Origin of the sequence: Aeromicrobium wangtongii (genome assembly GCF_024584515.1) — a bacterium.
Taxonomy (GTDB): Bacteria; Actinomycetota; Actinomycetes; order Propionibacteriales; family Nocardioidaceae; genus Aeromicrobium; species Aeromicrobium wangtongii.
The window spans coordinates 2,557,981-2,581,450 of record NZ_CP102173.1; the positions used below are offsets into that span (position 1 = coordinate 2,557,981).

General features: G+C 67.1%; 19 protein-coding genes and 3 rRNA genes. All 22 read right to left on the reverse strand.

What is annotated here, in order from left to right:
- Nucleotides 1-14: 14 nt before the first annotated feature.
- Nucleotides 15-1,091: a prephenate dehydrogenase gene (locus tag NQV15_RS12590; protein ID WP_232400243.1), complete on the reverse strand. Its 1,077-nt coding sequence runs from the start codon at nt 1,089-1,091 to the stop codon at nt 15-17.
- Nucleotides 1,088-1,843, reverse strand: coding sequence for a pseudouridine synthase (locus NQV15_RS12595; protein ID WP_372490358.1), 756 nt, complete (start codon nt 1,841-1,843; stop codon nt 1,088-1,090). The genes NQV15_RS12590 and NQV15_RS12595 overlap by 4 nt, the downstream gene beginning before the upstream one ends.
- A complete protein-coding gene (gene scpB, locus NQV15_RS12600) occupies nt 1,836-2,516 on the reverse strand; it encodes an SMC-Scp complex subunit ScpB (protein ID WP_232400254.1) in 681 nt (226 codons plus the stop codon). Before scpB ends, NQV15_RS12595 begins: the two co-directional genes overlap by 8 nt.
- Nucleotides 2,509-3,399: a segregation and condensation protein A gene (locus tag NQV15_RS12605; protein WP_232400263.1), complete on the reverse strand. Its 891-nt coding sequence runs from the start codon at nt 3,397-3,399 to the stop codon at nt 2,509-2,511. Before NQV15_RS12605 ends, scpB begins: the two co-directional genes overlap by 8 nt.
- Nucleotides 3,396-3,755 carry a hypothetical protein gene (locus NQV15_RS12610; protein ID WP_232400265.1) on the reverse strand — a complete coding sequence of 120 codons (360 nt, stop codon included), beginning with the start codon at nt 3,753-3,755 and terminating at the stop codon, nt 3,396-3,398. The genes NQV15_RS12605 and NQV15_RS12610 overlap by 4 nt, the downstream gene beginning before the upstream one ends.
- A complete protein-coding gene (locus tag NQV15_RS12615) occupies nt 3,740-4,633 on the reverse strand; it encodes a ParA family protein (protein ID WP_232400267.1) in 894 nt (297 codons plus the stop codon). Before NQV15_RS12615 ends, NQV15_RS12610 begins: the two co-directional genes overlap by 16 nt.
- 88 nt (nt 4,634-4,721) lie before the next feature.
- Nucleotides 4,722-5,651 carry a site-specific tyrosine recombinase XerD gene (gene xerD / locus NQV15_RS12620; protein WP_232400269.1) on the reverse strand — a complete coding sequence of 310 codons (930 nt, stop codon included), beginning with the start codon at nt 5,649-5,651 and terminating at the stop codon, nt 4,722-4,724.
- Complete coding sequence (locus NQV15_RS12625; RefSeq protein ID WP_232400271.1) at nt 5,648-6,256, reverse strand: NUDIX domain-containing protein; 609 nt, start codon at nt 6,254-6,256, stop codon at nt 5,648-5,650. Before NQV15_RS12625 ends, xerD begins: the two co-directional genes overlap by 4 nt.
- Complete coding sequence (locus tag NQV15_RS12630) at nt 6,253-7,998, reverse strand: CTP synthase (RefSeq protein WP_232400273.1); 1,746 nt, start codon at nt 7,996-7,998, stop codon at nt 6,253-6,255. Before NQV15_RS12630 ends, NQV15_RS12625 begins: the two co-directional genes overlap by 4 nt.
- 82 nt (nt 7,999-8,080) lie before the next feature.
- Nucleotides 8,081-8,953 carry a copper transporter gene (locus NQV15_RS12635; RefSeq protein ID WP_232400275.1) on the reverse strand — a complete coding sequence of 291 codons (873 nt, stop codon included), beginning with the start codon at nt 8,951-8,953 and terminating at the stop codon, nt 8,081-8,083.
- Nucleotides 8,950-10,125: a putative cytokinetic ring protein SteA gene (gene steA, locus NQV15_RS12640; protein ID WP_232400295.1), complete on the reverse strand. Its 1,176-nt coding sequence runs from the start codon at nt 10,123-10,125 to the stop codon at nt 8,950-8,952. Before steA ends, NQV15_RS12635 begins: the two co-directional genes overlap by 4 nt.
- 84 nt (nt 10,126-10,209) lie before the next feature.
- A complete protein-coding gene (recN, locus tag NQV15_RS12645; protein ID WP_232400300.1) occupies nt 10,210-11,898 on the reverse strand; it encodes a DNA repair protein RecN in 1,689 nt (562 codons plus the stop codon).
- The gene (locus tag NQV15_RS12650) at nt 11,898-12,812 is read right to left on the reverse strand and encodes an NAD kinase (protein WP_232400320.1); all 915 of its coding nucleotides are present in this window, start codon (nt 12,810-12,812) and stop codon (nt 11,898-11,900) included. The genes recN and NQV15_RS12650 overlap by 1 nt, the downstream gene beginning before the upstream one ends.
- On the reverse strand, nt 12,809-13,636 hold the full coding sequence (locus NQV15_RS12655; protein ID WP_232400322.1) for a TlyA family RNA methyltransferase: 828 nt from the start codon (nt 13,634-13,636) through the stop codon (nt 12,809-12,811). Before NQV15_RS12655 ends, NQV15_RS12650 begins: the two co-directional genes overlap by 4 nt.
- Entirely contained in the window at nt 13,633-13,821 is a 189-nt protein-coding gene (locus NQV15_RS12660) for a hypothetical protein (protein ID WP_232400324.1), read from the reverse strand. The genes NQV15_RS12655 and NQV15_RS12660 overlap by 4 nt, the downstream gene beginning before the upstream one ends.
- Nucleotides 13,818-14,822 carry an HAD-IIA family hydrolase gene (locus NQV15_RS12665; protein WP_232400343.1) on the reverse strand — a complete coding sequence of 335 codons (1,005 nt, stop codon included), beginning with the start codon at nt 14,820-14,822 and terminating at the stop codon, nt 13,818-13,820. Before NQV15_RS12665 ends, NQV15_RS12660 begins: the two co-directional genes overlap by 4 nt.
- Nucleotides 14,819-15,181 carry a single-stranded DNA-binding protein gene (locus NQV15_RS12670; RefSeq protein WP_232400344.1) on the reverse strand — a complete coding sequence of 121 codons (363 nt, stop codon included), beginning with the start codon at nt 15,179-15,181 and terminating at the stop codon, nt 14,819-14,821. The genes NQV15_RS12665 and NQV15_RS12670 overlap by 4 nt, the downstream gene beginning before the upstream one ends.
- A gap of 73 nt (nt 15,182-15,254) precedes the next feature.
- A complete protein-coding gene (locus tag NQV15_RS12675; protein WP_232400346.1) occupies nt 15,255-16,244 on the reverse strand; it encodes a tetratricopeptide repeat protein in 990 nt (329 codons plus the stop codon).
- A gap of 111 nt (nt 16,245-16,355) precedes the next feature.
- A 5S ribosomal RNA gene (gene rrf, locus NQV15_RS12680) occupies nt 16,356-16,472 on the reverse strand.
- 130 nt (nt 16,473-16,602) lie between these two features.
- Nucleotides 16,603-19,704, reverse strand: a 23S ribosomal RNA gene (locus NQV15_RS12685).
- 371 nt (nt 19,705-20,075) lie between these two features.
- Nucleotides 20,076-21,593 (reverse strand): 16S ribosomal RNA (locus NQV15_RS12690).
- The 16S, 23S and 5S rRNA genes sit together here, the layout of an rRNA operon.
- 494 nt (nt 21,594-22,087) lie before the next feature.
- Nucleotides 22,088-23,347: a tyrosine--tRNA ligase gene (gene tyrS / locus NQV15_RS12695; protein WP_232402211.1), complete on the reverse strand. Its 1,260-nt coding sequence runs from the start codon at nt 23,345-23,347 to the stop codon at nt 22,088-22,090.
- Nucleotides 23,348-23,470 lie beyond the last annotated feature (123 nt).

Here is a 23,470-nt window from a genome sequence, read left to right on the forward strand (position 1 = left end):
TATTTCGACTCCTTCTAGCGGTACGCGGTCCAGCCGCGTGAGGTCAGGGCTTCCACCAACGAGTCGCCGACGCCGACGGCGACCGAGATCTCGGCCAGGCCGACAGGCCGCCCGAGGTCGTGGTCGAGGCGGAGGTCCTCGATGTTCACACCAGATTCTCCCGTATCGGCCATGAGCCGCGACAGCTCGCCGGGACGATCGGCCACCTGGACGTGGACCACGTCGACGCTGGCGGCCTGGGAGCCGTGCTTGCCCGGGATCAGGGCGCTGCCGCGGCGGCCGGACTCCAGCACCCGTTGCAGCTCGTCGGCGTCACCGTCCAGCGCGCCGATGACCCGGTCGAGGTCGTCGCGGACGCGCTCCAGGACGGCTTTGACGTCGCTGGCGTTCGTGCCCAGGATGTCCATCCACAGGGCGCTGTCGCTCGCGGCGATCCGGGTCGTGTCGCGCAGCCCCGCGCCGGACAGGGCCAGGTGATTGCCCTCGGCGTCGTTGAGCCGTGCCGCGGTCAGCGAGGACATCACCTGCGGAACGTGCGAGACCAGTGCCACGGCGCGGTCGTGGTCGGCGGCGTCCATGATGATCGGCACCGCCCCGACGTGCAGCGCCAAGTCGACCACGGCGTCCAGGGCGTCCGGACGGGTCGAGGGGCCGGGCGTCACGGCCCACGGACGTCCCTCGAACAGCTGGGCGGACGCGGCCATCGGCCCGGAGCGCTCGCTGCCGGCCATGGGGTGGCCGCCCGCGAAGCGATCGGCGCCAGGGCTCTGGTCGACCCGGCGCTGCAGGCTGGACTTGACGCTCGTGACGTCGGTGACGACCGCCTCGGACCACCGGGCCAGCGCATCGGCGACGACATCGGCGACCGCGGCCGGCGGCACCGCGACGACGACGAGCTGCGGCTGCTCGTCGTCGGAGGCCGGACGACCCGCCCCGCGGGACACGGCCATCTCGACATTGCCCGGCAGCGCGTCGACCAGGGCGACGTCGACCTGGTGATCGCGCAGCGCGAGGCCCACCGATGTGCCGATCAGCCCGCAGCCGATCACCAGGACGGCCCCGTCGAGGGCTCCGGGTGCCACTGCCGTCATGCGTCGCCCGCGGCGTCGTCGGGAGCTGCGGCGTCCACGGCGTCGAAGAGCGCGCCCAGCTCGTCGCGCGTCAGGTCGCGCATCTTGCCGGACGCCAGCCCGCCGATGTGCAGGGGGCCGAAGGCCGTGCGAGTCAGCTCGCGCACCGGGTGACCCGCGGCGTCGAGCAGCCTGCGGACGATGCGGTTGCGGCCCATGTGGATGTCCAGCTCGACCATGGAGCGTCCACGGGAGCGGTCCTTGACCAGGAAGCGATCGACCTTGGCCGGGCCGTCGTCGAGCTCGATGCCCGCCCGCAGCTTGGCGGCGAGCGAGTCCGGCACGTCGCCGTCGACCAGCGCGACATAGGTCTTGGTGATCTCGAAGGACGGGTGCGCCAGCTTGTGCGCCAGGTCCCCGTCGTTGGTCAGGATCAGCAGCCCGGACGTGTCGGTGTCGAGGCGTCCGACGTGGAACAGGCGATCCTCGCGACCGGCCACGATCGACGACAGGTCCGGTCGTCCCCGCTCGTCGGCCATCGACGTGACGATGCCGCGGGGCTTGTTCAGCAGCACGTAGGCGTGGTCGTTGGGGGCCGGGATGCGCTTGCCGTCGACCCGGATGACATCGGTGGCCGGATCGACCCGTGCACCCATGACGTCGATGATCTCGCCGTTCACCTCGACGCGTCCGTGCGCGATCATGTCGTCGCACCGGCGACGGCTGCCCAGCCCGGCCTGGGCCAGGACCTTCTGCAGGCGGATCTCAGCCACGGTCATCGTCCTTCGTCGTCGTCTCGAGTGACTCGTCAGCGGTACCAGGTGACTCGTCAGCGGTACTGGGTGACTCGTCAGCGGTACTGAGGAGCTCGTCCTCCATGTCCTCCATGTCGGGCAGGTGCTGGGCGATGTCCGGCAGCTCGCTGAGGCTGCCAAGACCCATGCGCTCCAGGAAGTAGCTGGTCGTGCGGTACAGGATCGCGCCGCTCTCGGCGTCGACCCCGCCCTCCTCGATGAGCCCGCGGGTCACCAGGGTGCGCACCACGCCGTCGACGTTGACGCCGCGGATCGCCGAGATGCGCGAGCGGCTGATCGGCTGGCGGTAGGCCACCACGGCCATCGTCTCCAGTGCGGCCTGCGTCAGGCGTGACTGCTGCCCGTCCAGGATGAACCGCTCGACCGCCCCGGCGTACTCCTCACGGGTGAAGAACCGCCACCCGCCGGCGACGTTGCGCAGCTCGAAGCCGCGCCCCTGCTCGGTGTACTCCGCGGCCAGTCCGTGCAGCGCCTGCTCCACGTCGACCGGCGGGTGCCCGACGGCCTGCGCGAGCGTCAGGTGGTCCAGCGGCTGGTCGGCCACCATCAGCACCGCCTCCAGGGCAGGACGCAGCTCGAGCATCTCCAGCTCGAGCTCGTGGGGTCCGGTGGGTACCTGCTGGTCAGTCATGGGTGCTCTCGGGTTCGTCTGAGGTGTCGGGTGCGTCGAGCAGGCTCGCGTCGATCAGCACGGGCTCGTCGTCAGCGGCGGCCTGCGGGGCGTCGAACTCGTCGCCCACGTCGATGTCGCCGTCGTCGGTGCCGGTCCAGCGGATGTGCAGGTCGCCCAGCGGGGTGGCCTGCTCGAAGGAGATCACGCCCTCGCGGAACAGCTCGAGCACGGCCAGGAACCGGGCGACCTTGGTCATCAGGTCTGGTGCATCGGCGGTCAGGGCACGGAAGGTCATCTCGCCCTTGCGGCGCAGCTCGTCGACCACCAGATGGGCCTGCTCGCGGACGCTGACCTGCGGCGCGTGCAGGTGCGCGAGCGACAGGATCGGGACGGGCTTGTCCGCGAAGGCCTTGGCCGCCAGCTGGGCCAGCTCGGTCGGGCCGACGGAGATCAGCACCTCCGGCAGCAGGTCGGCGAACCGCGGCTCGAGGGTCACGGTCCGCGGGAACCGGCGCGACTCCTGGACCAGCCGCTCGGCCATGATGCCGGCGACCTGCTTGAAGGCGCGGTACTGCATCAGGCGGGCGAACAGCAGGTCGCGGGCCTCCAGCAGCGCGAGGTCCTCCTCGTCCTCGACCTCGGCCTGCGGCAGCAGGCGGGCGGTCTTCAGGTCGAGCAGGGTCGCCGCGACGAGCAGGAAGTTGGTGGTCTGCTCCAGGTCGTCGCCGAGCTCCTTGATGTAGGCGATGAACTCGCCCGTCACCGCCGAGAGAGCCACCTCGGTGATGTCGAGCTCGTGCTTGGAGATCAGCTGGAGCAGCAGGTCGAAGGGGCCCTCGAAGTTCGTGAGGTTGACCTGGAACCCGGTCGGCGCGGACTCGTCGACGTCCGCGACGCTCACGACTCGCTCAATCGACGGGCTACGTCGCTGTGGACGCCACGGGCGTCCAGATCGGCCAGGGCGACGGCCAGGGCGGCCCGGACGAACCGTCCCCGGTCGACACTGCGTCCCAGCTCGGCGCGCAGCGTGAGTCGGGCGTGCTCGACGGCCATCAGCTCGGCGGCCGTGACGTAGACGGTCATCTTCTCGTCGTGCTTGACCCGTCCGCTGGCGACCTTGGGCGGCTCGGGCTCGGGCTGGGTCTCCGCCTCCGGCTCGGGGGCGGGGCGGACGGTCGCCCGGAACAGCTCGTCGGCTCCGGGCATGGCAGGGCGGCGGCCGGACCCGCCGGAGGAGGCGGTCACGCGTCGGGGCATCGAACGAGAACCTCCCGGGCGAGCTGGCGGTACGACTCGGCGCCCGGGGACGAGGTCGCGTACTCGGTGATGGGCTCGCCGGCGACGGTCGAGTCCGAGAACTTCACGGTGCGGCGGATGACGGTGTGGAAGACCAGGTCGCCCCAGCCCTCGACGAGGGTCTGCAGCACCTCCTTGCCGTGCAGGGTGCGGCTGTCGTACATCGTGCCCAGCAGGCCGATGATCTGCAGCTCGTCATTGGTGCGGTCGCGGACCTTCTCGATGGTGTCCTTCAGCAGTGCGACGCCGCGCAGCGCGAAGTACTCGCACTCCAGCGGGATCAGCACGCCGTTGGCGGCGGTCAGCGCGTTGACCGTCAGCAGGCCCAGCGACGGCTGGCAGTCGATCAGGATGACGTCGTAGTCGCGGCGGATGGGCTTGAGCACCCGGGCGAGCACCTGCTCGCGGCCGACCTCGGTGACCAGCTGCATCTCGGCGGCGGACAGGTCGATGTTGGACGGCACCAGGTCGAGACCCTCGACTGTGGTGGGCATGATCAGGTCCTTGATCGAGATCTCCCGGTCCATCAGGACGTGGTAGATGCTCTGGTCGAGGTCGTGCGCGTTGACGCCGAGCCCGACCGTCAGCGAGCCCTGCGGGTCGAAGTCGACCAGCAGCACCTTGCGCCCGGTCTCGACCAGCGCGGCACCGAGGTTGATCGTCGTCGTGGTCTTGCCGACGCCACCCTTCTGGTTGCACAGGGCGATGATCGTCGCGGGCTGACCCGGGTCACGGGGCTTCGGCTCGGGGAAGTCGGGCAGCGGACGGCCTGTCGGCCCCAGCTCACCGCCCATGCCGGCACTCCCCTTGTCGAACAATGGGCGCTGGCGCTCACTCATGTACTACCCCTGCACTCGACCGACGGACGAGCGTCACTCTACCGCCACATGTCGACATCAAGACCATCTGTTGGACGACTCGCCCGCGTCAGTCCCGTGCGGCCCGCGGATGCGCGGTGGCGTAGATCTCACGGAGTTTCTCGACCGTGACGAGGGTGTAGATCTGGGTTGTCGTCACCGAGGCGTGCCCCAGCAGCTCCTGCACCACGCGGACGTCCGCGCCACCGTCGAGCAGGTGGGTCGCGAAGGAGTGGCGCAACGTGTGCGGCGACACGTCGGTGCCGATGCCGGCGCGATCGGCCGCCTTCGTCAGCACGGTCCACGCGCTCTGGCGCGACAGCCGGCCGCCCCGCGCGTTGAGGAACACCCCCGGCGTCCGGGTCGTCGCCGACACCAGCGCCGGACGCGACGCGGTCAGGTAGTCGGCCAGCGACGCCTTCGCGTACGAGCCCAGCGGGACGATCCGCTGCTTGCCACCCTTGCCCCGCAGCAGGACCGTGGACTCCTCCAGGTCCAGGTCGTCGATGTCCAGCCCCACGGCCTCGGAGATGCGCGCCCCGGTGCCGTAGAGCAGCTCCAGCAGGGCCCGGTCCCGCGACGCCAGGATCGTGCCCGGCGATCCCGCGGCGTCCAGGATCGCCTCGACGTCGGACAACGGCAGCGCCTTGGGCAGCCTCGATGCGGGGCGGGGCGGCTTGACCGCCGCGGTCACATCGGTCGGGACGGTCTGCTCACGCAGCCAGAAGCGGTGCAGCCCGCGCACGGCGACGATCGTGCGGGCAGCGCTCGCGGTGCCCAGCGCGACGTGATCGGCGTCGCCGGTGCGCAGCGAGCCGAGGAAGGCGGTGATGTCGTTCTCGGTGATCGCCGCGGGATCGGTGATCTCCCGCGTCGCCAGGAAGTCCAGGTAGCGGCGCAGGTCGCGCCGGTACGAACGCAGCGTGTTGTCGGCCAGGCCACGCTCCACCGTGAGGTGGCTCAGGTAGTCCTGGACGCCGCGTCCGACGTCCTCGCTCATCGCGAGCGCGACACCTGGACGGCCAGCAGCGCTGCCACGGTCTTGGAATCGGTGATGCGCCCCGACAGGACGGCGTCGACGGCCTCGCCCAGCGGCATCCACCACTGGGCCATGTCGGCCTCCTCGGCCTCCCGGGTCGTGCGATCGGCGTCGGCGACCGCGGACAGGCCGGTGGCGAGGAACACCTCGATCCGCTCGGTCGAGTGCCCGGGCGTCATGGTCAGCTGCAGCAACGGGGTCCACGCCTCGGCGACGATGTCGGCCTCCTCGGCCAGCTCGCGCTTGGCCGCATTGATCGGCGACTCCCCCTCGACGTCCAGCGTCCCCGCCGGCAGCTCGATCAACCGCCGCTGGACGGCGTGCCGGTACTGCTCGACCAGCAGCACCCGGTCGTCCTCGTCGAGGGCGACGACCGCGACCGCGCCGTGCGGCGACACGACGGCCCGCGTGTGCTCAGCACCCGACGGGTCGACGATGACGTCCGTCCGCAGTGCGATGTACGGGGTGTCGTAGACCGTCTCGCTGCGGGTCACCGGCCAGGAGTGCTCGGAGTCGGCGACGCCGACCCCGGCCAGGCGACCCGGCAGCGAGGGGTGCTGGGTCATGCCTCGATCTTCTCCGGCGCCTCGACCTCTGCCTGCTCCTCGACCGGCAGGCGCGTCTCGCGCTGGCGGTCCAGCGCCGCGCCGATCAGGCCGGCGAACAGCGGGTGTGCGTTGGTGGGACGCGACTTGAGCTCGGGGTGGGCCTGGGTCGCGACGTAGTACGGGTGGACCTCCCGGGGCAGCTCGACGAACTCCACGAGCTTGCCGTCCGGCGAGGTGCCGCTGAACACGAGGCCTGCCTTGGACAGCTGGTCGCGGTAGGAGTTGTTGACCTCGTAGCGGTGGCGGTGGCGCTCGTCGACCCGCTGCGAGCCGTAGGCGGCAGCGACGACGCTGCCCTCCTGCAGCACGGCGGGGTACGAGCCCAGGCGCATCGTGCCACCGAGATCACCCTCGCCGTCGACGATCGTCAGCTGCTCGGCCATCGTGGCGATGACCGGGTTCGGCGTCTGCGGGTCGAACTCGGTCGAGCTCGCTCCCGCGATGCCGGCCTTGTTGCGGGCGTACTCGATGACCATGCACTGCAGGCCCAGGCACAGCCCGAGGACCGGGATGCGCCGCTCACGCGCAAAGCGCAGCGCGCCGAGCTTGCCCTCGATGCCACGGATGCCGAAGCCGCCGGGCACGCAGATGCCGTCGACATCGCCCAGGTGCTGGGCCGCGCCCGCTTCGGTCTCGCAGTCGTCGGAGGCCACCCAGCGCAGCTTGATGCGGGCGTCGTGGGCGAATCCGCCGGCGCGCAGCGCCTCACCGACCGACAGGTACGCATCGGGCAGGTCGATGTACTTGCCGACCAGCGCGATCGTCAGCTCCTCGGCGGGCTGGTGCACCCGGCGCAGCAGCCGGTCCCACTGCGTCCAGTCGACGTCACGGAACGGCAGGTCGAGGCGGCGGACGACATAGGCGTCCAGCCCCTGCCCGTGCAGGACCTTGGGGATGTCGTAGATCGACGGGGCGTCGGCGCAGCCGATGACGGCCTCTGCGTCGACATCGCACATCAGCGAGATCTTGTTCTTCATGCTCTCGGGGATCTCGCGATCGGACCGGCACACGATGGCATCGGGCTGGATGCCGATCGAGCGCAGCGCCGCGACCGAGTGCTGCGTCGGCTTGGTCTTGAGCTCACCGGACGGTGCCAGGTACGGCACCAGCGAGACGTGCAGGAAGAACACGTTGCCGCGACCGACGTCGTGGCGCACCTGGCGCGCGGCCTCGAGGAAGGGCAGCGACTCGATGTCGCCGACGGTGCCGCCGATCTCGGTGATCACGACGTCGACGTCCGGACCGGCCATGGCACGGATGCGCGACTTGATCTCGTTGGTGATGTGCGGGATGACCTGCACGGTGTCGCCCAGGTAGTCGCCGCGGCGCTCCTTGGCGATGACCTCGGAGTAGACCTGGCCGGTGGTGACATTGGCCTTGCCGGACAGGTCGACGTCCAGGAAGCGCTCGTAGTGGCCGATGTCCAGGTCCGTCTCGGCGCCGTCCTCGGTCACGAAGACCTCACCGTGCTGGAACGGGTTCATCGTGCCCGGGTCGACGTTGAGGTACGGGTCGAGCTTCTGCATCGTGACCCGCAGCCCGCGTGACTTCAGCAGACGCCCGAGGGACGAGGCGGTCAAGCCCTTGCCCAGCGAGGATGCGACCCCGCCGGTGACGAATACGTGCTTGGTAACCGCGCTACCTGCCAAGGTGACTCCCGTGTCGAATGTCGATGTCGAGCGCTCGTGATGCGAGTGCATCAGGGCTCCACGGGATTCCAGCCTACCAATGAATCAGGCCCCGGGGCCAATGCCGCCCGTGTCGGCTCCCCCACAGCCCAGGTCACTGGGGCATCGCGCCGCCGGTGCTGCGCGAGGTCCCCCACGCTCCGGGCTGGCCGCTGGCCTGCGCGGCCGCCGCGAGCACCGTCACGATGCGTCCCGAGGCGGTGTCGGTCACGTCCACGGTCGACACGGCCGTCGCGAATGCACCGTCGCGGACGGCCTTGACGGCTCCCCCGTCGGTGCTGGAGGACGCCGGTCCCGCCACGAGGACACCCTTGCCGGTGTCGTTGAGCGCCCCGGCCAGGGCGGCGATCACGGTGCTGCGGTCGGCCGTGCCGGCGCGCTCGGGTCCGGTCACCAGCACCGCCATCGTCGCCAGGTTGGCCGGCGGCGTGGCCGCGGCGATCAGATCTCCCTCGGAGAAGGCCGAGCGCACCGTCATCGCGGTCTGATCCGCCGGGGTGGTCTCCTCGGCCATCAGGGCACGGGCCAGCGCGGCACCGATGCGCCCGTAGCTGTCGGTCGCGGCGCTGACGCCCGGGACGTCCGCCGCCGACTGCGTGGCGACGCCCTCGGCGAACTGACGGCCGGCCGAGTCCAGCAGCTTGCTGGTCAGCTCCACCTGTCCGGTCACCTCGGCGCCCGCGAGCTTCAGGTTGTCCACGATGCCGGTGACCTCACCCTGGCTGGCGCCGGGGACGGTCAGCACGAGCACCGACTGGCCCTTGAGCTGGTCCTCCAGCAGGCCCTCCGCGGTGCGGCCTGCGAAGCCGTCCTCGAACGACACCCTGGCCGGATCGGCCTTGGAGCCGTTGCCGCCCCCGAGGACGTCCGTGGCCTCGTCGAGCGGGCCGGAGCCCAGGGCGATGCCGGCCGCCAGCGCGATGAGGACCGCGGCGATGGAGACGAGGTGGTAGCGGAAGGTGATCACGTGAAAAGTCCTTTGATCCAGGAACCGAGGTCGGTGAGCTGTTCACCGATGGAGTCGTACCAGTCCTGACCGACCGGGGTGATGGCGATGGCGACGGCGACGGCGGCGAGGCCGGCGACCAGCAGCAGGAAGACCGGCCACAGGGAGTGCCGCCGGGACGAGAAGTGGTGCACGGCCTTGGCGTCGACGATCTTGGCGCCGGCGCGCAGGCGTGCCACGAACATGCGCGCCGCCTCGGTGGGCGGCCGCTCCAACAGCTTGGGCAGCGAGCTGGGCGCACCGACGTGCACGATGACGCCGGCGTCGTTGGTGTCGGCCAGCAGGATCGCGAGGTCGTCGTCGGAACCGCTGGCCACGAACGTCACGATCTCCATGCCGTGGCGCTCGAGGCGCTCGGGGCCCTCGACCATGCCGGACGGCGTGGTCACCACGACCTCGCCCGCCTGCTTGATCGCGGCGTCGGAGATGTTGTCGAGGGCGCCGACCACGATGCCGGGGGTCAGCCCGGCCTCGATCAGGACGTCGGCACCGGGTCCGGCACCGATCAGCACCGGGTCCTGCTCGCGGATCCAGCGGCGCAGGCCCTTGAGATCGGCGACGTCGTCGTAGGCACGGGACACCACGACCACAGGGCGTCCGCGCAGCGGGGTGCGCAGCTTGGGCACCTGGGCACCCGACATCAGCATCGCGTGCTCGCGGTGGATGTGGTCGGTCGCGTTGGCGGCCAGTGAGTCCAGCCGGGTCGCGAGTCCCTCACGAGCGGCCTGCAGGTCGGCGGCGGTGCGCTCCTCGTCCAGCTCGATGCCGCTGGCCACGAGCAGCTCGTCGCGGAACACCTGCCCGCCCTCGACGCGGACGGTGTCGCCGTCCTTGAGCCGGGTCCAGATGTCCTCGCTGGTCAGGTCGACCAGCACGATGCCGGCCGTCGTCAGCATCTGCGGGCCGGTGTTCGGCGCGCGGCCCGAGCTGGACCGGGCAGCGTTCAGCACGACCGCGACGTGGCGGTCGATCAGCGTCTGCGCCTGTCGGGCGTCCAGATCGGGCAGTCCGACGAGCGCGATCTCGCCCTTGTCCAAAGTGGCGAGATCGTCATCGCTGCGAGCGAGCCGAAGAGTTCCGACCACACCCTCGGCGGCAGTTGGCAGGGGTGTCTTGCGTTTCCAGGTGACCATCGCGGTCCATGGTTCCCCGCCGGGTGGGGCGCATCGGGGAAGGGCTGCGGCGTGTCGCGCAGAAGCCCGATTCTCAGGAACAGATCACACGCCGCGCGCCAGCTCCAGCAGCTCGCGGGCGTGCGCCTGGGCGGCGGCGGACTCCTCCTGGCCGGCCAGCATGCGGGCGAGCTCGTCGACCCGTCCGCCCTCCTCGACCCGGGACACCGAGCTGCTGGTCACATTGCCGTCATCGTCCTTGGAGACCACGAAGTGGTGATCGGCGAAGGCCGCGACCTGCGGCAGGTGCGTCACCGCGATGACCTGGGCGTGCTCGGCCAGGCGGGACAGCCGGCGACCGACCTCCACGGCGGCCTTGCCACCGATCCCGGCGTCGACCTCGTCGAACACGAGGGTCGGCACGGTGGTGCGATCGGCGAGCACGACCTCCAGCGCGAGCATCAGGCGCGACAGCTCACCGCCGCTGGCCCCCTTGTGCAGCGGGCGCAGACCGGTGCCGCTGTTGGCCGCGAACAGCAGCTCGACGTCATCGACGCCGTGCGGACCGGGAACCGCGTCATCGGAGGTGGTGACCGAGACGTCCAGGTGTGCGGAGGGCATCGACAGCTGCGTCAGCTCGGCGTCGACCAGCTCCGCGAGCCGTCCGGCCGCCTCCGATCGCAGCCGCGACATCTGCGCGGCCAGCCGGCGCACCTCCGGGACGAGCTCGGCCTGCTCGGCCTCGAGGGCGACGATGGTCTCGTCGTCGTTGCCCAGGTCACCGAGGCGGGCGGCGCTCTTCTGCGCCCACGCCAGGACGTCGTCGAGCGTGGGGCCGTACTTGCGCTGGAGGGCGGCCAGGGCCGCGCGGCGCTCCTGCAGGGTCGCCAGGCGCTCGGGGTCCAGCTCGACCGCGCTGGAGTAGGCCGCGAGCTCGGCACCCACCTCGTCGATGAGGATCGCGACCTCCTGCACCCGCTCGGTCAGCGCGTCGAGGGCCGGGTCGTGGCCGGCCACGTCCTGCAGCACGGCCGAGGCCTGCGCCACCAGGGTGCGGGCGGCGCCGGGCATGTCGTCGCCCACCAGCACGGTGTGCGCATCGTCGGCGGCGTGCGCCAGCGACTCGGCGTGCGCCAGGACGCCCTCCTCGGCCTTCAGCTCCTCGTCCTCGCCGGGCTGCGGGTCGACGGCGGCGACCTCGTCGAGCCCGAACCGCAGGACGTCGAGCTCGCGGGCCCGCTCCTGGGCGTGGGTGCGCAGCTCGTCGAGGGTCCGCTCGACGGCACGCCACCGCGAGTACGCCGGCGCATACGCGGCGGCCGCGGCCGCGAACTCCTCACCGGCGAAGCGGTCGAGGGCGGCCCGCTGCTCGGCGGCCCGCAGCAGGCGGTGCTGGTCGGACTGGCCGTGCACCGCCACGAGCTCGTCGGTGACCTCGGACAGCAGTGCGGCCGGGACCGTGGCGCCGCCGGCCACGGCGCGAGAGCGTCCCTGTGCCGACAGGATCCGGCCCAGGATCACGACGTCGTCGTCGATGCGTCCGCCGGCCTCCTCGACCGCGGACACGGCAGCCGCGCCCGGACGCACACCGATGCTCGCCTCGACCCGCGCCTGGTCGGCCCCTCGGCGCACGAGGCCGGGATCGGCGCGTTCGCCACGCAGCAGGCCCAGAGCCGTGACCACCATGGTCTTGCCGGCACCGGTCTCACCGGTGATGACCGTGAAGCCCTCGGACAGCTCGAGCTCGGCGGACTCGATGACGCCGAGCGAGGACAGGCGCAGGTGCTGCCACATCAGTCCTGGTCCTCCCAACGCCGCTCCGCGACGCCGCGCCAGCCCGCCACGGGCAGGTGGAACTTGCGCACCAGCCGGTCGGCGAAGGAGGCGTGGTGCAGGCGGGCGAGACGGACCGGCTCGCGGCCCTTCCTGACCTCGACCCGTGAGCCGACCGGCAGCTCTGCCGCACGACGACCGTCGCACCACAGCACGCCCTTGGCCTGCTCCCCCACGACCTCGATCGCCAGGGTCGAGCTCGGCGAGACGACCAGCGGGCGGGCGAACAGCGCGTGCGCACTGATCGGCACCATCAGCAGCGCGGACACCTCCGGCCACACGATGGGGCCGCCGGCGCTGAAGTTGTACGCGGTCGAGCCGGTGGGGGTCGCGCACACGACGCCGTCGCAGCCCCAGCGGGACACCGGACGGTCGTCGATCTCCACGACGACCTCGAGCATCCGCTCGCGGGCGTCCTTCTCGACCGTTGCCTCGTTGAGCGCCCAGTTGGTGGCGACGACCTCGCCGGCGACGGTCACCGAGACGTCGACGGTCAGCCGCTCCTCGACCGTGTAGCTGCGATCGGCCACGACCCGCACGACCTCCGACATGTCCTCGACATCGGCCTCGGCGAGAAAGCCGACGTGGCCCAGGTTGACGCCCAGGACGGGGGTCTCGGTGCCGCGGCAGAGCTCGGCCGCGCGCAGGATCGTGCCATCTCCGCCGAAGACGACGGTGAGCTCGCAGCCGGCAGCCGCCCCGGGACGCGCCGCAACGATCTCGGCGTCCTCGACGCCGGCCGCGCGCAGTGCCCCGGCCTCGGGGTCCAGCACGCACACCGCGATACCCAGCGAGCGCAGCTCGCCGGCGAATGCCGCCGCGATCTTGGTCGCCTCGTCACGTCCCTCGTGGACCACCAGCAGGATGCGCCTCACCCCTGGACTCCTGAGGTGTCGAGCGGACCGGCCAGCACGACGTCGTGGGCGGCCTGCTTGCTCGGCGGCCCGGCGTCCGAGCGCAGCCAGCAGAAGTACTCGACATTGCCGGCCGGGCCGGGCAGCGGACTGGGCGCGAGCGCGCGCGTGCCCCAGCCCAGCTCGTGGGCGGACAGGCAGACCCGGTGCACCGCATCGGCGTGCAGCTCGGGATCGCGCACCACGCCGTTCTTGCCCAGGTTGCTCTTGCCCACCTCGAACTGCGGCTTGATCATCAACACGATGTCGCCTTCCGGGCTTGGCTCGCAGACCCGCGTGAGTGCCGGCATCACCACCGTAAGGGAGATGAACGACAGATCCGAGACGACCAGCTGCACGGGACCGCCGATGTCGGCCGCCTCGAGGTGGCGGATGTTGGTGCGGTCGAAGACGTGGACGCGTTCATCGGACTGCAGGGCCCACACCAGCTGGCCGTACCCGACGTCGACGGCGCACACCTCGCGCGCGCCCTTGCGCAGCAGGACGTCGGTGAATCCGCCCGTGGACGCTCCCGCATCGAGGCAGCGGCGGCCCTCGACCGTCAGACCCATCGGCTCGAACACGGCCAGGGCCCCGAGCAGCTTGTGCGCGCCACGGGAGGCGTAGCTCGGCTCGTTGCTCTCGCGGACGACGATCGCCTGGTCGGTCGTGACCCCGGTCGCGGCCTTGGTCGCCACGGATCCGGCGACCAGCACCTGACCGTCCGCGATCAGGGTGCTGGCGTGCTCACGTGAGCGGGCCAGCCCACGACGGACCAGCTCGGCATCGAGCCGCAGGCGCCTCACGGGGCGCCCTGGACCTCGTCGCGGCCGGCATTGGCCAGTGACTGGCGCAGCACCCCGTGGATGGCGTCGAACTCCTCGGGGTGAAGGGACAGATCGAGCTCGTCGACGCGGTCAAGACGTTCGAGCGCCTCGTCGATCGCGGGGTGACCGGTCCTCTGCACGTCACTCTCGTGTCCAGCGCTCATGCGTCCAGTGTCCCATCCAGGGTGACCTCGGTGTCGGAGCGATCCGCCACGGTCCACGCCAGCTCCACCAGGGCCCGCAACGCGGTGGTCGACGACCGGTCGCCCTGGTCGATCGTGACCACACCATCGGACACGACGGCCGAGGCCGAGCCGCAGCGCGCCCGGTCGCCGTCGACCACGACCTCGGGGTGCTCCTCGTCCAGCCCGCGCAGATCGGCCGACACGTAGGTCGGCCGGTGTCCCGGTGCCGCAGCGACGACCTCGCGCAGGGAGCTCACCCCGGTCAGCACCACCAGGCTGTCGATGCCCGCATTGATCGCACCGTCGATGTCGGTGTCGAGACGGTCGCCCACCATCAGGGGGTGGGTTCCGCCGACCCTGGCGATCGTCTCGTCCAGCAGGGCCCGCTCGGGCTTGCCGGCGACGATCGGCTCGGCGCCGGTCGCGAAGCGCACGGCCTGGACCAATGAACCATTGCCCGGCGCGATGCCGCGGGCCGTCGGGACCGTCAGGTCGGTGTTGCTGGCGTACCACGGCAACCCGCCCTGGATCGCATAGGACGCCTCCGCCAGGTCGTGCCAACCGATGTCACCGTGGAAGCCCTGGACCACTGCGACCGGGGAGTCGTCCAGCGAGGCGACGGGCCGCAGTCCGCGGGCCTCGAGCGCGACCCGCAGCCCCTCGCCGCCGACGACGAGGACGGCAGCGCCGCTGGGCAGAGCGTCGGCCATCAGGTGGGCGACGGCCTGGGCGGAGGTGACGACATCGTCCTCCCGGACGTCGGGCATGCCCATCGACTGCAGCTTGTGGACCACCGCGTCGGCGGTGCGCGACGCATTGTTGGTGATGTACGCGAGCCTCAGCCCCTTGCCGCGGGCGACGCCCAGGGCGTCCGCCACTCCCGGGATCGCGTCCGCACCCCGATAGACGACGCCGTCGAGGTCGAGCATCGCCAGGTCGTAGGTGGTGCTGAGCGACTTCGTCGTGGAGCCCAAGATCATGGGTCAGAGGCTACCGCCGCCGCCACGTCAGGCCGGCAGGAGTCGACCTCGACGCTGACCCAGCTGGCCACGGCCGCGCTCCCCCGGGAGAACCGCCGTCGCAGCTGCCCGGTCACCGAGACGCGCGTGCCCGGTGCCAGCCGCAGGACCGAGCGTCGCAGCGCGGCCCGCCACACGGTGCACTCGATCGTGTCGACGACCTGCTTCGAGCGACGGCGGGCCGCGCGGCCACGTCTCACCACGAGCCGGAACGAGACGATCTCGTCACCGCTGGGCAGGGTGCGCCGCTCGGGAGCCGCGGAGATGCGCCCGGTCAGGTGCACCGTGTTGTCGTCCGGGATGGTCCTGTCATCGGTCATGACATGACGATGCCCCTCACCAAGGGTGAGGGGCATCGTCTGCTTCGCCGGCTGTGGACGACCACCGGATGGCTCAGGCCTGTGGACGCGGCTCCAGCTCGGCCAGGCGCTCCTCGGCATCGGTCGTCTTGTTGCCGTCGACCGCCACCGTGCGGTGGAACCACTCGATGGCCTCGGCCTTGCGGCCGGCCGCGAGCAGGGAGTCGGCGTAGGCGTACCGCAGTCGCGGCACCCACTCGCCGCGGCCCTTGGTGTGCAACGGCTCGGTCTCGAGCAGACGAATCGCAGCGTCGTACTGACCGAGATCGCGCCGTGCACCGGCCACGACGATCGACAGCTCGATCTGACCGGCGTCGTCGAGCTGCGACCGGATCTCGGTGGTGTCGTAGGCGATCGCCTTGTCAGGGCGCTTGAGGGCCCGCTCGCAGTCGGCCATCATCGGCGCGTAGATGTAACCACCGGTCATGCGCCGAGCAGCACGGAACTCCGAGAGCGCCTCGGCCCACTTGCCACAGGCATAGGCGGTCTCACCGCACGCCTCACGGACCAGACCGGTCCGGGTGGCGCGGGCGCGAGCAGCCAGGGCGTGCTTGTGCGCGGTCTCGGGATCCTCGGCGATCAGCAGACCTGCCATGACGAGGTGGCGCGCCACCTTGTCGGCGAGCTTCTCCGGCAGGCTCTGCAGGGCCTGCCGAGCGTGCTTGTCGAGGTCGTTGGCGCTGACGTCATCGGGGATCGGCGGTCCGTCGTAGATCTTCTGAGCTGCGGTGCGGTCGCCCTCTTCCTGGCGACGGTCGCGACGAGCCTCATAGGGCTTGCCGTCACGGCGCGGGGTCGTGGGCTTGCCATCGCGACGAGCAGCGGGCTTGCCATCGCGGCGGTCGGACGGCTTGCCGTCACGACGATCGGACGGCTTGCCATCGCGGCGCGGCGCTCCGCTGCCCCGCTGGTCGCGTCCCCCACCGGCGGGCTTGCCGCCGCGGCCGGCTCCTGCGCCTCGTCCCGCGCCGTCACGGCCTGCGGGCTTCCCACCGTCACGGCGGGGATTTCTCGACTCTGCCATGAGTCGTTCCTTCCATCGAACTACTGGGTAAATCCATCAAACTGCTGGGTAAATGCAGCGAGGCCGCCGAGATCCATTCACATGAACCTGGGCGGCCTCGCGCTAATGATTGTCCGGCGACGTCCTACTCTCCCACACCGTCTCCAGTGCAGTACCATCGGCGCTGAGAGGCTTGACTTCCGGGTTCGGAATGTAGCCGGGTATTTCCCTCTCGCTATGGTCGCCGTAACTCTATTGAGATATCAAAACCATTCAACAACTCTCCCCCGAACCAAACCCAAAGGGTGTGGTGGGGGGTGTTGGTGGTTCCCGATCATATCTCGGGAACCTCACAGTGGACGCGGTGTACATCTTTGTAAGAAACAAGCCCTCGGCCTATTAGTACCGGTCGGCTCCACACATTGCTGTGCTTCCACCTCCGGCCTATCAACCCAGTGGTCTGCTGGGGGCCTTACCTGGTAAACCAGTGGGAAACCTCATCTTGAAACACGCTTCCCGCTTAGATGCTTTCAGCGGTTATCGCTTCCGAACGTAGCTAACCAGCGGTGCTCTTGGCAGAACAACTGGCACACCAGAGGTTCGTCCATCCCGGTCCTCTCGTACTAGGGACAGATTTTCTCAAGTTTCCTACGCGCGCGGCGGATAGGGACCGAACTGTCTCACGACGTTCTAAACCCAGCTCGCGTGCCGCTTTAATGGGCGAACAGCCCAACCCTTGGGACCTGCTACGGCCCCAGGATGCGACGAGCCGACATCGAGGTGCCAAACCATCCCGTCGATATGGACTCTTGGGGAAGATCAGCCTGTTATCCCCGGGGTACCTTTTATCCGTTGAGCGACGCCGCTTCCACTTGCCAGCGCCGGATCACTAGTTCCGACTTTCGTCCCTGCTCGAGCTGTCACTCTCACAGTCAAGCTCCCTTGTGCACTTACACTCGAAACCTGATTGCCAACCAGGCTGAGGGAACCTTTGAGCGCCTCCGTTACATTTTAGGAGGCAACCGCCCCAGTTAAACTACCCATCAGGCACTGTCCCTGATCCAGATAATGGACCTAGGTTAGATATCTAGTACAGCCAGAGTGGTATTTCAACGATGACTCCACACACACTGGCGTGCATGCTTCACAGTCTCCCACCTATCCTACACAAACTGAACCAAACACCAATACCAAACTATAGTAAAGGTCCCGGGGTCTTTCCGTCCTGCCGCGCGTAACGAGCATCTTTACTCGTAGTGCAATTTCGCCGAGTCCATGGTTGAGACAGCGCCCAAGTCGTTACTCCATTCGTGCAGGTCGGAACTTACCCGACAAGGAATTTCGCTACCTTAGGATGGTTATAGTTACCACCGCCGTTTACTGGGGCTTAAGTTCTGTGCTTCGCTTGCGCTGACACGTCCCCTTAACCTTCCAGCACCGGGCAGGAGTCAGTCCGTATACGGCGTCTTTCGACTTAGCACGGACCTGTGTTTTTAGTAAACAGTCGCTTGGGCCTGGTCTCTGCGGCCGTCAACGCTTCTCGCAGCAAGTGCGATAACGAATCGGGCCCCCCTTCTCCCGAAGTTACGGGGGCATTTTGCCGAGTTCCTTAACCATGGTTCACTCGATCACCTTAGTATTCTCTACCTGACCACCTGAGTCGGTTTGGGGTACGGGCGGCTCTAGATCTCGCTAGATGCTTTTCTCGGCAGCATAGGATCACTCACTTCGACAAAATTGTCTCCCCATCAGATCTCAGGCACGTGAATGACGGATTTGCCTATCATTCGCCCTACATCCTTAGCCCGGGACAACCATCGCCCGGGATGAGCTACCTTCCTGCGTCACACCATTGCTTGCCTACTACCAGATCGGGTCGTGCGCAGCGCCGGCATCGCTCCGAAGAGTCCCGCCAGTTTTGGGCACTTAGCATTTCTGGGTTCAGCATGGGCGATCTAATGCCGGTACGGGAATATCAGCCCGTTGTCCATCGACTACGCCTGTCGGCCTCGCCTTAGGTCCCGACTTACCCAGGGAAGATTAGCTTGACCCTGGAACCCTTGGTCATTCGGTGGAGGAGTTTCTCACTCCTCATTCGCTACTCATGCCTGCATTCTCACTCGTGTAGCCTCCACGGCTGGATCACTCCGCCGCTTCGCTGGCCACACGACGCTCCCCTACCGATCCACACACCTGGACCACGAAGGCCTGGTTATTGTGTAAATCCCATAGCTTCGGTGGATAACTTGAGCCCCGCTAAATTGTCGGCGCGGAATTACTTGACCAGTGAGCTATTACGCACTCTTTCAAGGGTGGCTGCTTCTAAGCCAACCTCCTGGTTGTCTCTGCGACTCCACATCCTTTTCCACTTAGTTATCGCTTTGGGACCTTAGCTGATGGTCTGGGCTGTTTCCCTCTCGACAATGGAGCTTATCCCCCACTGTCTCACTGCTGCGCTCTCACTTATCGGCATTCGGAGTTTGGCTGGGTTCAGTAAGCTTGTAGGCCCCCTAGCCCATCCAGTGCTCTACCTCCGACAAGAAACACGCAACGCTGCACCTAAATGCATTTCGGGGAGAACCAGCTATCACGGAGTTTGATTGGCCTTTCACCCCTATCCACAGCTCATCCCCCCAGTTTTTAACCTAGGTGGGTTCGGTCCTCCACGCGGTCTTACCCGCGCTTCAACCTGGCCATGGATAGATCACTCCGCTTCGGGTCTAGATCCTGCAACTATGGTCGCCCTATTCGGACTCGCTTTCGCTACGGCTACGGCTCAACGCCTTAACCTCGCTACAGAACACTAACTCGCAGGCTCATTCTTCAAAAGGCACGCTGTCACCCGTCACAAGGACGAGCTCCAACGGATTGTATGCACATGGTTTCAGGTACTATTTCACTCCCCTCCCGGGGTACTTTTCACCTTTCCCTCACGGTACTAGTCCGCTATCGGTCATCGAGGAGTATTTAGGCTTAACGGGTGGTCCCGCCAGATTCACACCGAATTTCAGGGGTTCGGTGTTACTCGGGGTGACGCAAAAGAGCCATGAGCTTACGTGTACGGGGGTATCACCCTCTATGCCGCGACTTTCCAGTCGGCTTTCACTTCACTCATGGTTTATGACTCTTCGTCTGATCGGCAGAACAGACCATGCGGCCCCACAACACCCCAAACACAACGCCTGCCGGCTATCACATGCTTGAGGTTTAGCCTGATCCGGTTTCGCTCGCCACTACTACCGGAATCACTTTTGTTTTCTCTTCCTGTGGGTACTGAGATGTTTCACTTCCCCACGTTCCCTCCAAACGCCCTATGTGTTCAGGCGCAGGTACTCAGACTTTACTCTGAGTGGGTTTCCCCATTCGGACATCCCCGGATCACAGGTCGGTTGTCACCTTCCCGGGGCTTTTCGCAGACTCCAACGTCCTTCATCGGCTCTCGATGCCAAGGCATCCACCATGTGCACTTAGTAGCTTGTTGTTACTACAAAGATGCTCGCGTCCACTGTGAAGTTCTCAAAATACGATCGGTCCCGCATACAAGTCCCACGCCTACCAGATGAGCATCCCCGCCGAAGCGAAGAAACCGAACCTGGTGGTTCGAGGGGGTATACGGTCCGAGAAACCAACCCTTGCGGGGCTGATCCCTCAGGACCCAACAGTGTGCCTGATTCAGATGACAACCAACAACGATGTTCCACTCTCCCGAAGAAGAAGTACTGACGCTGCCAACCACCACCTGAGCCAAATAACCGACAATCCACTAGTGAGCTGGCCTGCGGACACACATTCGGTGTCCAAACAGAACCAATGGACAACCACCACGATGGACGGTTGCCGAATGCTCCTTAGAAAGGAGGTGATCCAGCCGCACCTTCCGGTACGGCTACCTTGTTACGACTTCGTCCCAATCGCCAGCCCCACCTTCGACAGCTCCCTCCGTAAACGGTTGGGCCACTGGCTTCGGGTGTTGCCGACTTTCATGACGTGACGGGCGGTGTGTACAAGGCCCGGGAACGTATTCACCGCAGCGTTGCTGATCTGCGATTACTAGCGACTCCGACTTCATGGGGTCGAGTTGCAGACCCCAATCCGAACTGAGACCGGCTTTTTGGGATTCGCTCCACCTTGCGGTATCGCAGCCCATTGTACCGGCCATTGTAGCATGCTTGAAGCCCTGGACATAAGGGGCATGAAGACTTGACGTCATCCCCCCCTTCCTCCGAGTTGACCCCGGCAGTCTCCTATGAGTCCCCACCATTACGTGCTGGCAACATAGAACGAGGGTTGCGCTCGTTGCGGGACTTAACCCAACATCTCACGACACGAGCTGACGACAGCCATGCACCACCTGTATACCGACCAAAAGGGGGCTACATCTCTGCAGCTTTCCGGTATATGTCAAACCCAGGTAAGGTTCTTCGCGTTGCATCGAATTAATCAGCATGCTCCGCCGCTTGTGCGGGCCCCCGTCAATTCCTTTGAGTTTTAGCCTTGCGGCCGTACTCCCCAGGCGGGGCGCTTAATGCGTTAGCTGCGGCACGGAGACCGTGGAAGGTCCCCACACCTAGCGCCCAACGTTTACGGCATGGACTACCAGGGTATCTAATCCTGTTCGCTCCCCATGCTTTCGCTCCTCAGCGTCAGGTAATGCCCAGAGAACCGCCTTCGCCACCGGTGTTCCTCCTGATATCTGCGCATTCCACCGCTACACCAGGAATTCCGTTCTCCCCTGCATACCTCTAGTCTGCCCGTATCGGAAGCACGCTCAGGGTTGAGCCCTGAGTTTTCACTCCCGACGTGACAAACCGCCTACGAGCCCTTTACGCCCAATAATTCCGGACAACGCTCGGACCCTACGTATTACCGCGGCTGCTGGCACGTAGTTGGCCGGTCCTTCTTCTGCAGGTACCGTCACTTTCGCTTCGTCCCTGCTGAAAGAGGTTTACAACCCGAAGGCCGTCATCCCTCACGCGGCGTTGCTGGATCAGGCTTTCGCCCATTGTCCAATATTCCCCACTGCTGCCTCCCGTAGGAGTCTGGGCCGTGTCTCAGTCCCAGTGTGGCCGGTCACCCTCTCAGGCCGGCTACCCGTCAATGCCTTGGTGAGCCATTACCTCACCAACAAGCTGATAGGCCGCGAGCTCATCCTTCTCCGCCGGAGCTTTCCACCCCCCAACATGCGAAGGGGGGTCATATTCGGCATTAGCCATCGTTTCCAATGGTTATTCCAAAGAGAAGGGCAGATTGCTCACGTGTTACTCACCCGTTCGCCGCTCGTGTACCCCCGAAGGGGCCTTACCGCTCGACTTGCATGTGTTAAGCACGCCGCCAGCGTTCGTCCTGAGCCAGGATCAAACTCTCCGTTGAAAGCCACATAAGTGCGACTCAAACTTCAGTTCAACCTGACAAACTATTTGCTGACAAATAAATTGTCGGAATTAATCCATCGATCATCACCACAAACCCGAAAGTCTGTAGATCCGGTCTCGACGGGGTACTACTAATTAATCTCGTCGATTTTTGGCACACTGTTGAGTTCTCAAGGATCAGACGCTCACCTCAGCAAGACTGGTGTGTCTCACCTCAGGGCAACTCGTCCAACTTACACGGCTCGTTTTCACCGGTCAAACCGGGTCGGTCACCATGCTCAGTCTGTGTTGTCAGCGACCCTCGCCGGCGACTTGCGCCGTACTGGAATCGTTTCGGTCCAACTGGTCAGAACTGCTGCGGTGGCGGGCTTTTCGGCCTGCCGTTCGCTGCTCGTTCCAACAAGAAGAACATTACGGGCTCGTTTCCGCATCCGTCAAATCGGTTCGCTGTGGTCCAACCCACAGGGGCGCCGAAGGCCGGAATTGCAGGGGTCAGCCGATCGAGACGCCTGAGACGGACCGTTTGCCTTTGCGAATCACGGCCCAGGTGTTGTAGAGGAGCCGATCGGCGGTCAGCGGCAGATCGGGGTCGGTGACGCGCTCGTTGTTGAGGTACGCGCCCCCCTCCCCCACGGCGCGACGGGCCGCCGAACGGCTGTCCGCCAGACCGGTCGCCACGAGGGCGTCCACGATCGTCGGATCGTCCGCGGCCGCGAGATCGACCGCGCCGGCCTCGCGGAGCGCGGCGGCCAGCGTCGGCTCGGGCAGGTCCTGCAGCTCGGCGCGTCCGAACAGGGCCTGCGACGCGAGCTCGGCAGCGGCTGTCTCCGCCTCCCCGTGGACGATCGTGGTCATCTCCGCGGCAAGACGCCGCTGCGCAGCGCGCAGACCCGGCTTCTCGACGTGCTCGGCCGCGATGTGCGCGATCTCGTCGAGCTCGAGGAAGGTGAACTGGCGCAGGTACTCGATGACCTTGGAGTCCTCGGCCTGGATCCACGACTGGTAGAAGGCGTACGGGCTCATCAGGGCGGGGTCGAGCCACACCGTGCCGCTCTCGGTCTTGCCGAACTTGGTGCCGTCGGCCTTGGTGATCAGCGGGGTCGCCAGGGCGTGGGCCTTGGCCCCGTCGGCGCGTCGGATCAGCTCCACGCCCGCGGTGATGTTGCCCCACTGGTCGCTGCCCCCGGTCTGCAGGACACAGCCGTGCCGGCGGTGCAGCTCCAGGAAGTCCATCGACTGCAGCAGCACGTAGCTGAACTCGGTGTAGCTGATGCCGGACTCGAGTCGGCTGCTGACCACGTCGCGGGCCAGCATCCGGTTGACCGGGAAGTGCTTGCCGATGTCGCGCAGGAAGTCGATCGTGCTCAGCCCGGCGGTCCAGTCCAGGTTGTTGACGATCGTGGCGCCGTTGGGCCCGTCGACGTCGACGAAACGGGACACCTGCGAGGCGATCCGGTCGACCCACTCCGCGACGGTCTCCTTGGTGTTCATCACCCGCTCCCCCGCCTCCTTGGGGTCGCCGATCAGTCCGGTGGACCCGCCGACCAGCAGCAGCGGCCGGTGCCCGGCCATCTGCAGCCTGCGGGCGGTCAGGAGCTGCAGCAGGTTGCCGATGTGCAGGCTCGGCGCGGTCGGATCGAATCCCACGTAGTAGGTGATCGGCCCCGCAGACAGCTCGGCGCGCAGGGCGTCACGGTCTGTCGAGTGCGCGATCAGGCCGCGCGCTTCGAGGTCGTCGAGGACGTGGGTCACAGGTGTCGCCTTTCGGGTGGTGCTGGTAGGAGAGCTCGGATCTCGTGCCGGTCTCACGCTGCTCACCCTAGCGATCACGACCCCGTCGAGCCGGTCGCCCCGGTGCGGTTGCAGCGCCGCACC

Coding starts and splice junctions, on each gene's coding strand:
- NQV15_RS12590 (WP_232400243.1), bottom strand. CDS start 1,091: ATGACGGCAGTGGCACCCGGAGCCCTCGACGGGGCCGTCCTGGTGATC.
- scpB (WP_232400254.1), bottom strand. CDS start 2,516: ATGACTGACCAGCAGGTACCCACCGGACCCCACGAGCTCGAGCTGGAG.
- NQV15_RS12610 (WP_232400265.1), bottom strand. CDS start 3,755: ATGCCCCGACGCGTGACCGCCTCCTCCGGCGGGTCCGGCCGCCGCCCT.
- NQV15_RS12615 (WP_232400267.1), bottom strand. CDS start 4,633: ATGAGTGAGCGCCAGCGCCCATTGTTCGACAAGGGGAGTGCCGGCATG.
- xerD (WP_232400269.1), bottom strand. CDS start 5,651: ATGAGCGAGGACGTCGGACGCGGCGTCCAGGACTACCTGAGCCACCTC.
- NQV15_RS12625 (WP_232400271.1), bottom strand. CDS start 6,256: ATGACCCAGCACCCCTCGCTGCCGGGTCGCCTGGCCGGGGTCGGCGTC.
- NQV15_RS12630 (WP_232400273.1), bottom strand. CDS start 7,998: ATGCACTCGCATCACGAGCGCTCGACATCGACATTCGACACGGGAGTC.
- steA (WP_232400295.1), bottom strand. CDS start 10,125: ATGGTCACCTGGAAACGCAAGACACCCCTGCCAACTGCCGCCGAGGGT.
- recN (WP_232400300.1), bottom strand. CDS start 11,898: ATGTGGCAGCACCTGCGCCTGTCCTCGCTCGGCGTCATCGAGTCCGCC.
- NQV15_RS12660 (WP_232400324.1), bottom strand. CDS start 13,821: ATGAGCGCTGGACACGAGAGTGACGTGCAGAGGACCGGTCACCCCGCG.
- NQV15_RS12665 (WP_232400343.1), bottom strand. CDS start 14,822: ATGATCTTGGGCTCCACGACGAAGTCGCTCAGCACCACCTACGACCTG.
- NQV15_RS12670 (WP_232400344.1), bottom strand. CDS start 15,181: ATGACCGATGACAGGACCATCCCGGACGACAACACGGTGCACCTGACC.
- NQV15_RS12675 (WP_232400346.1), bottom strand. CDS start 16,244: ATGGCAGAGTCGAGAAATCCCCGCCGTGACGGTGGGAAGCCCGCAGGC.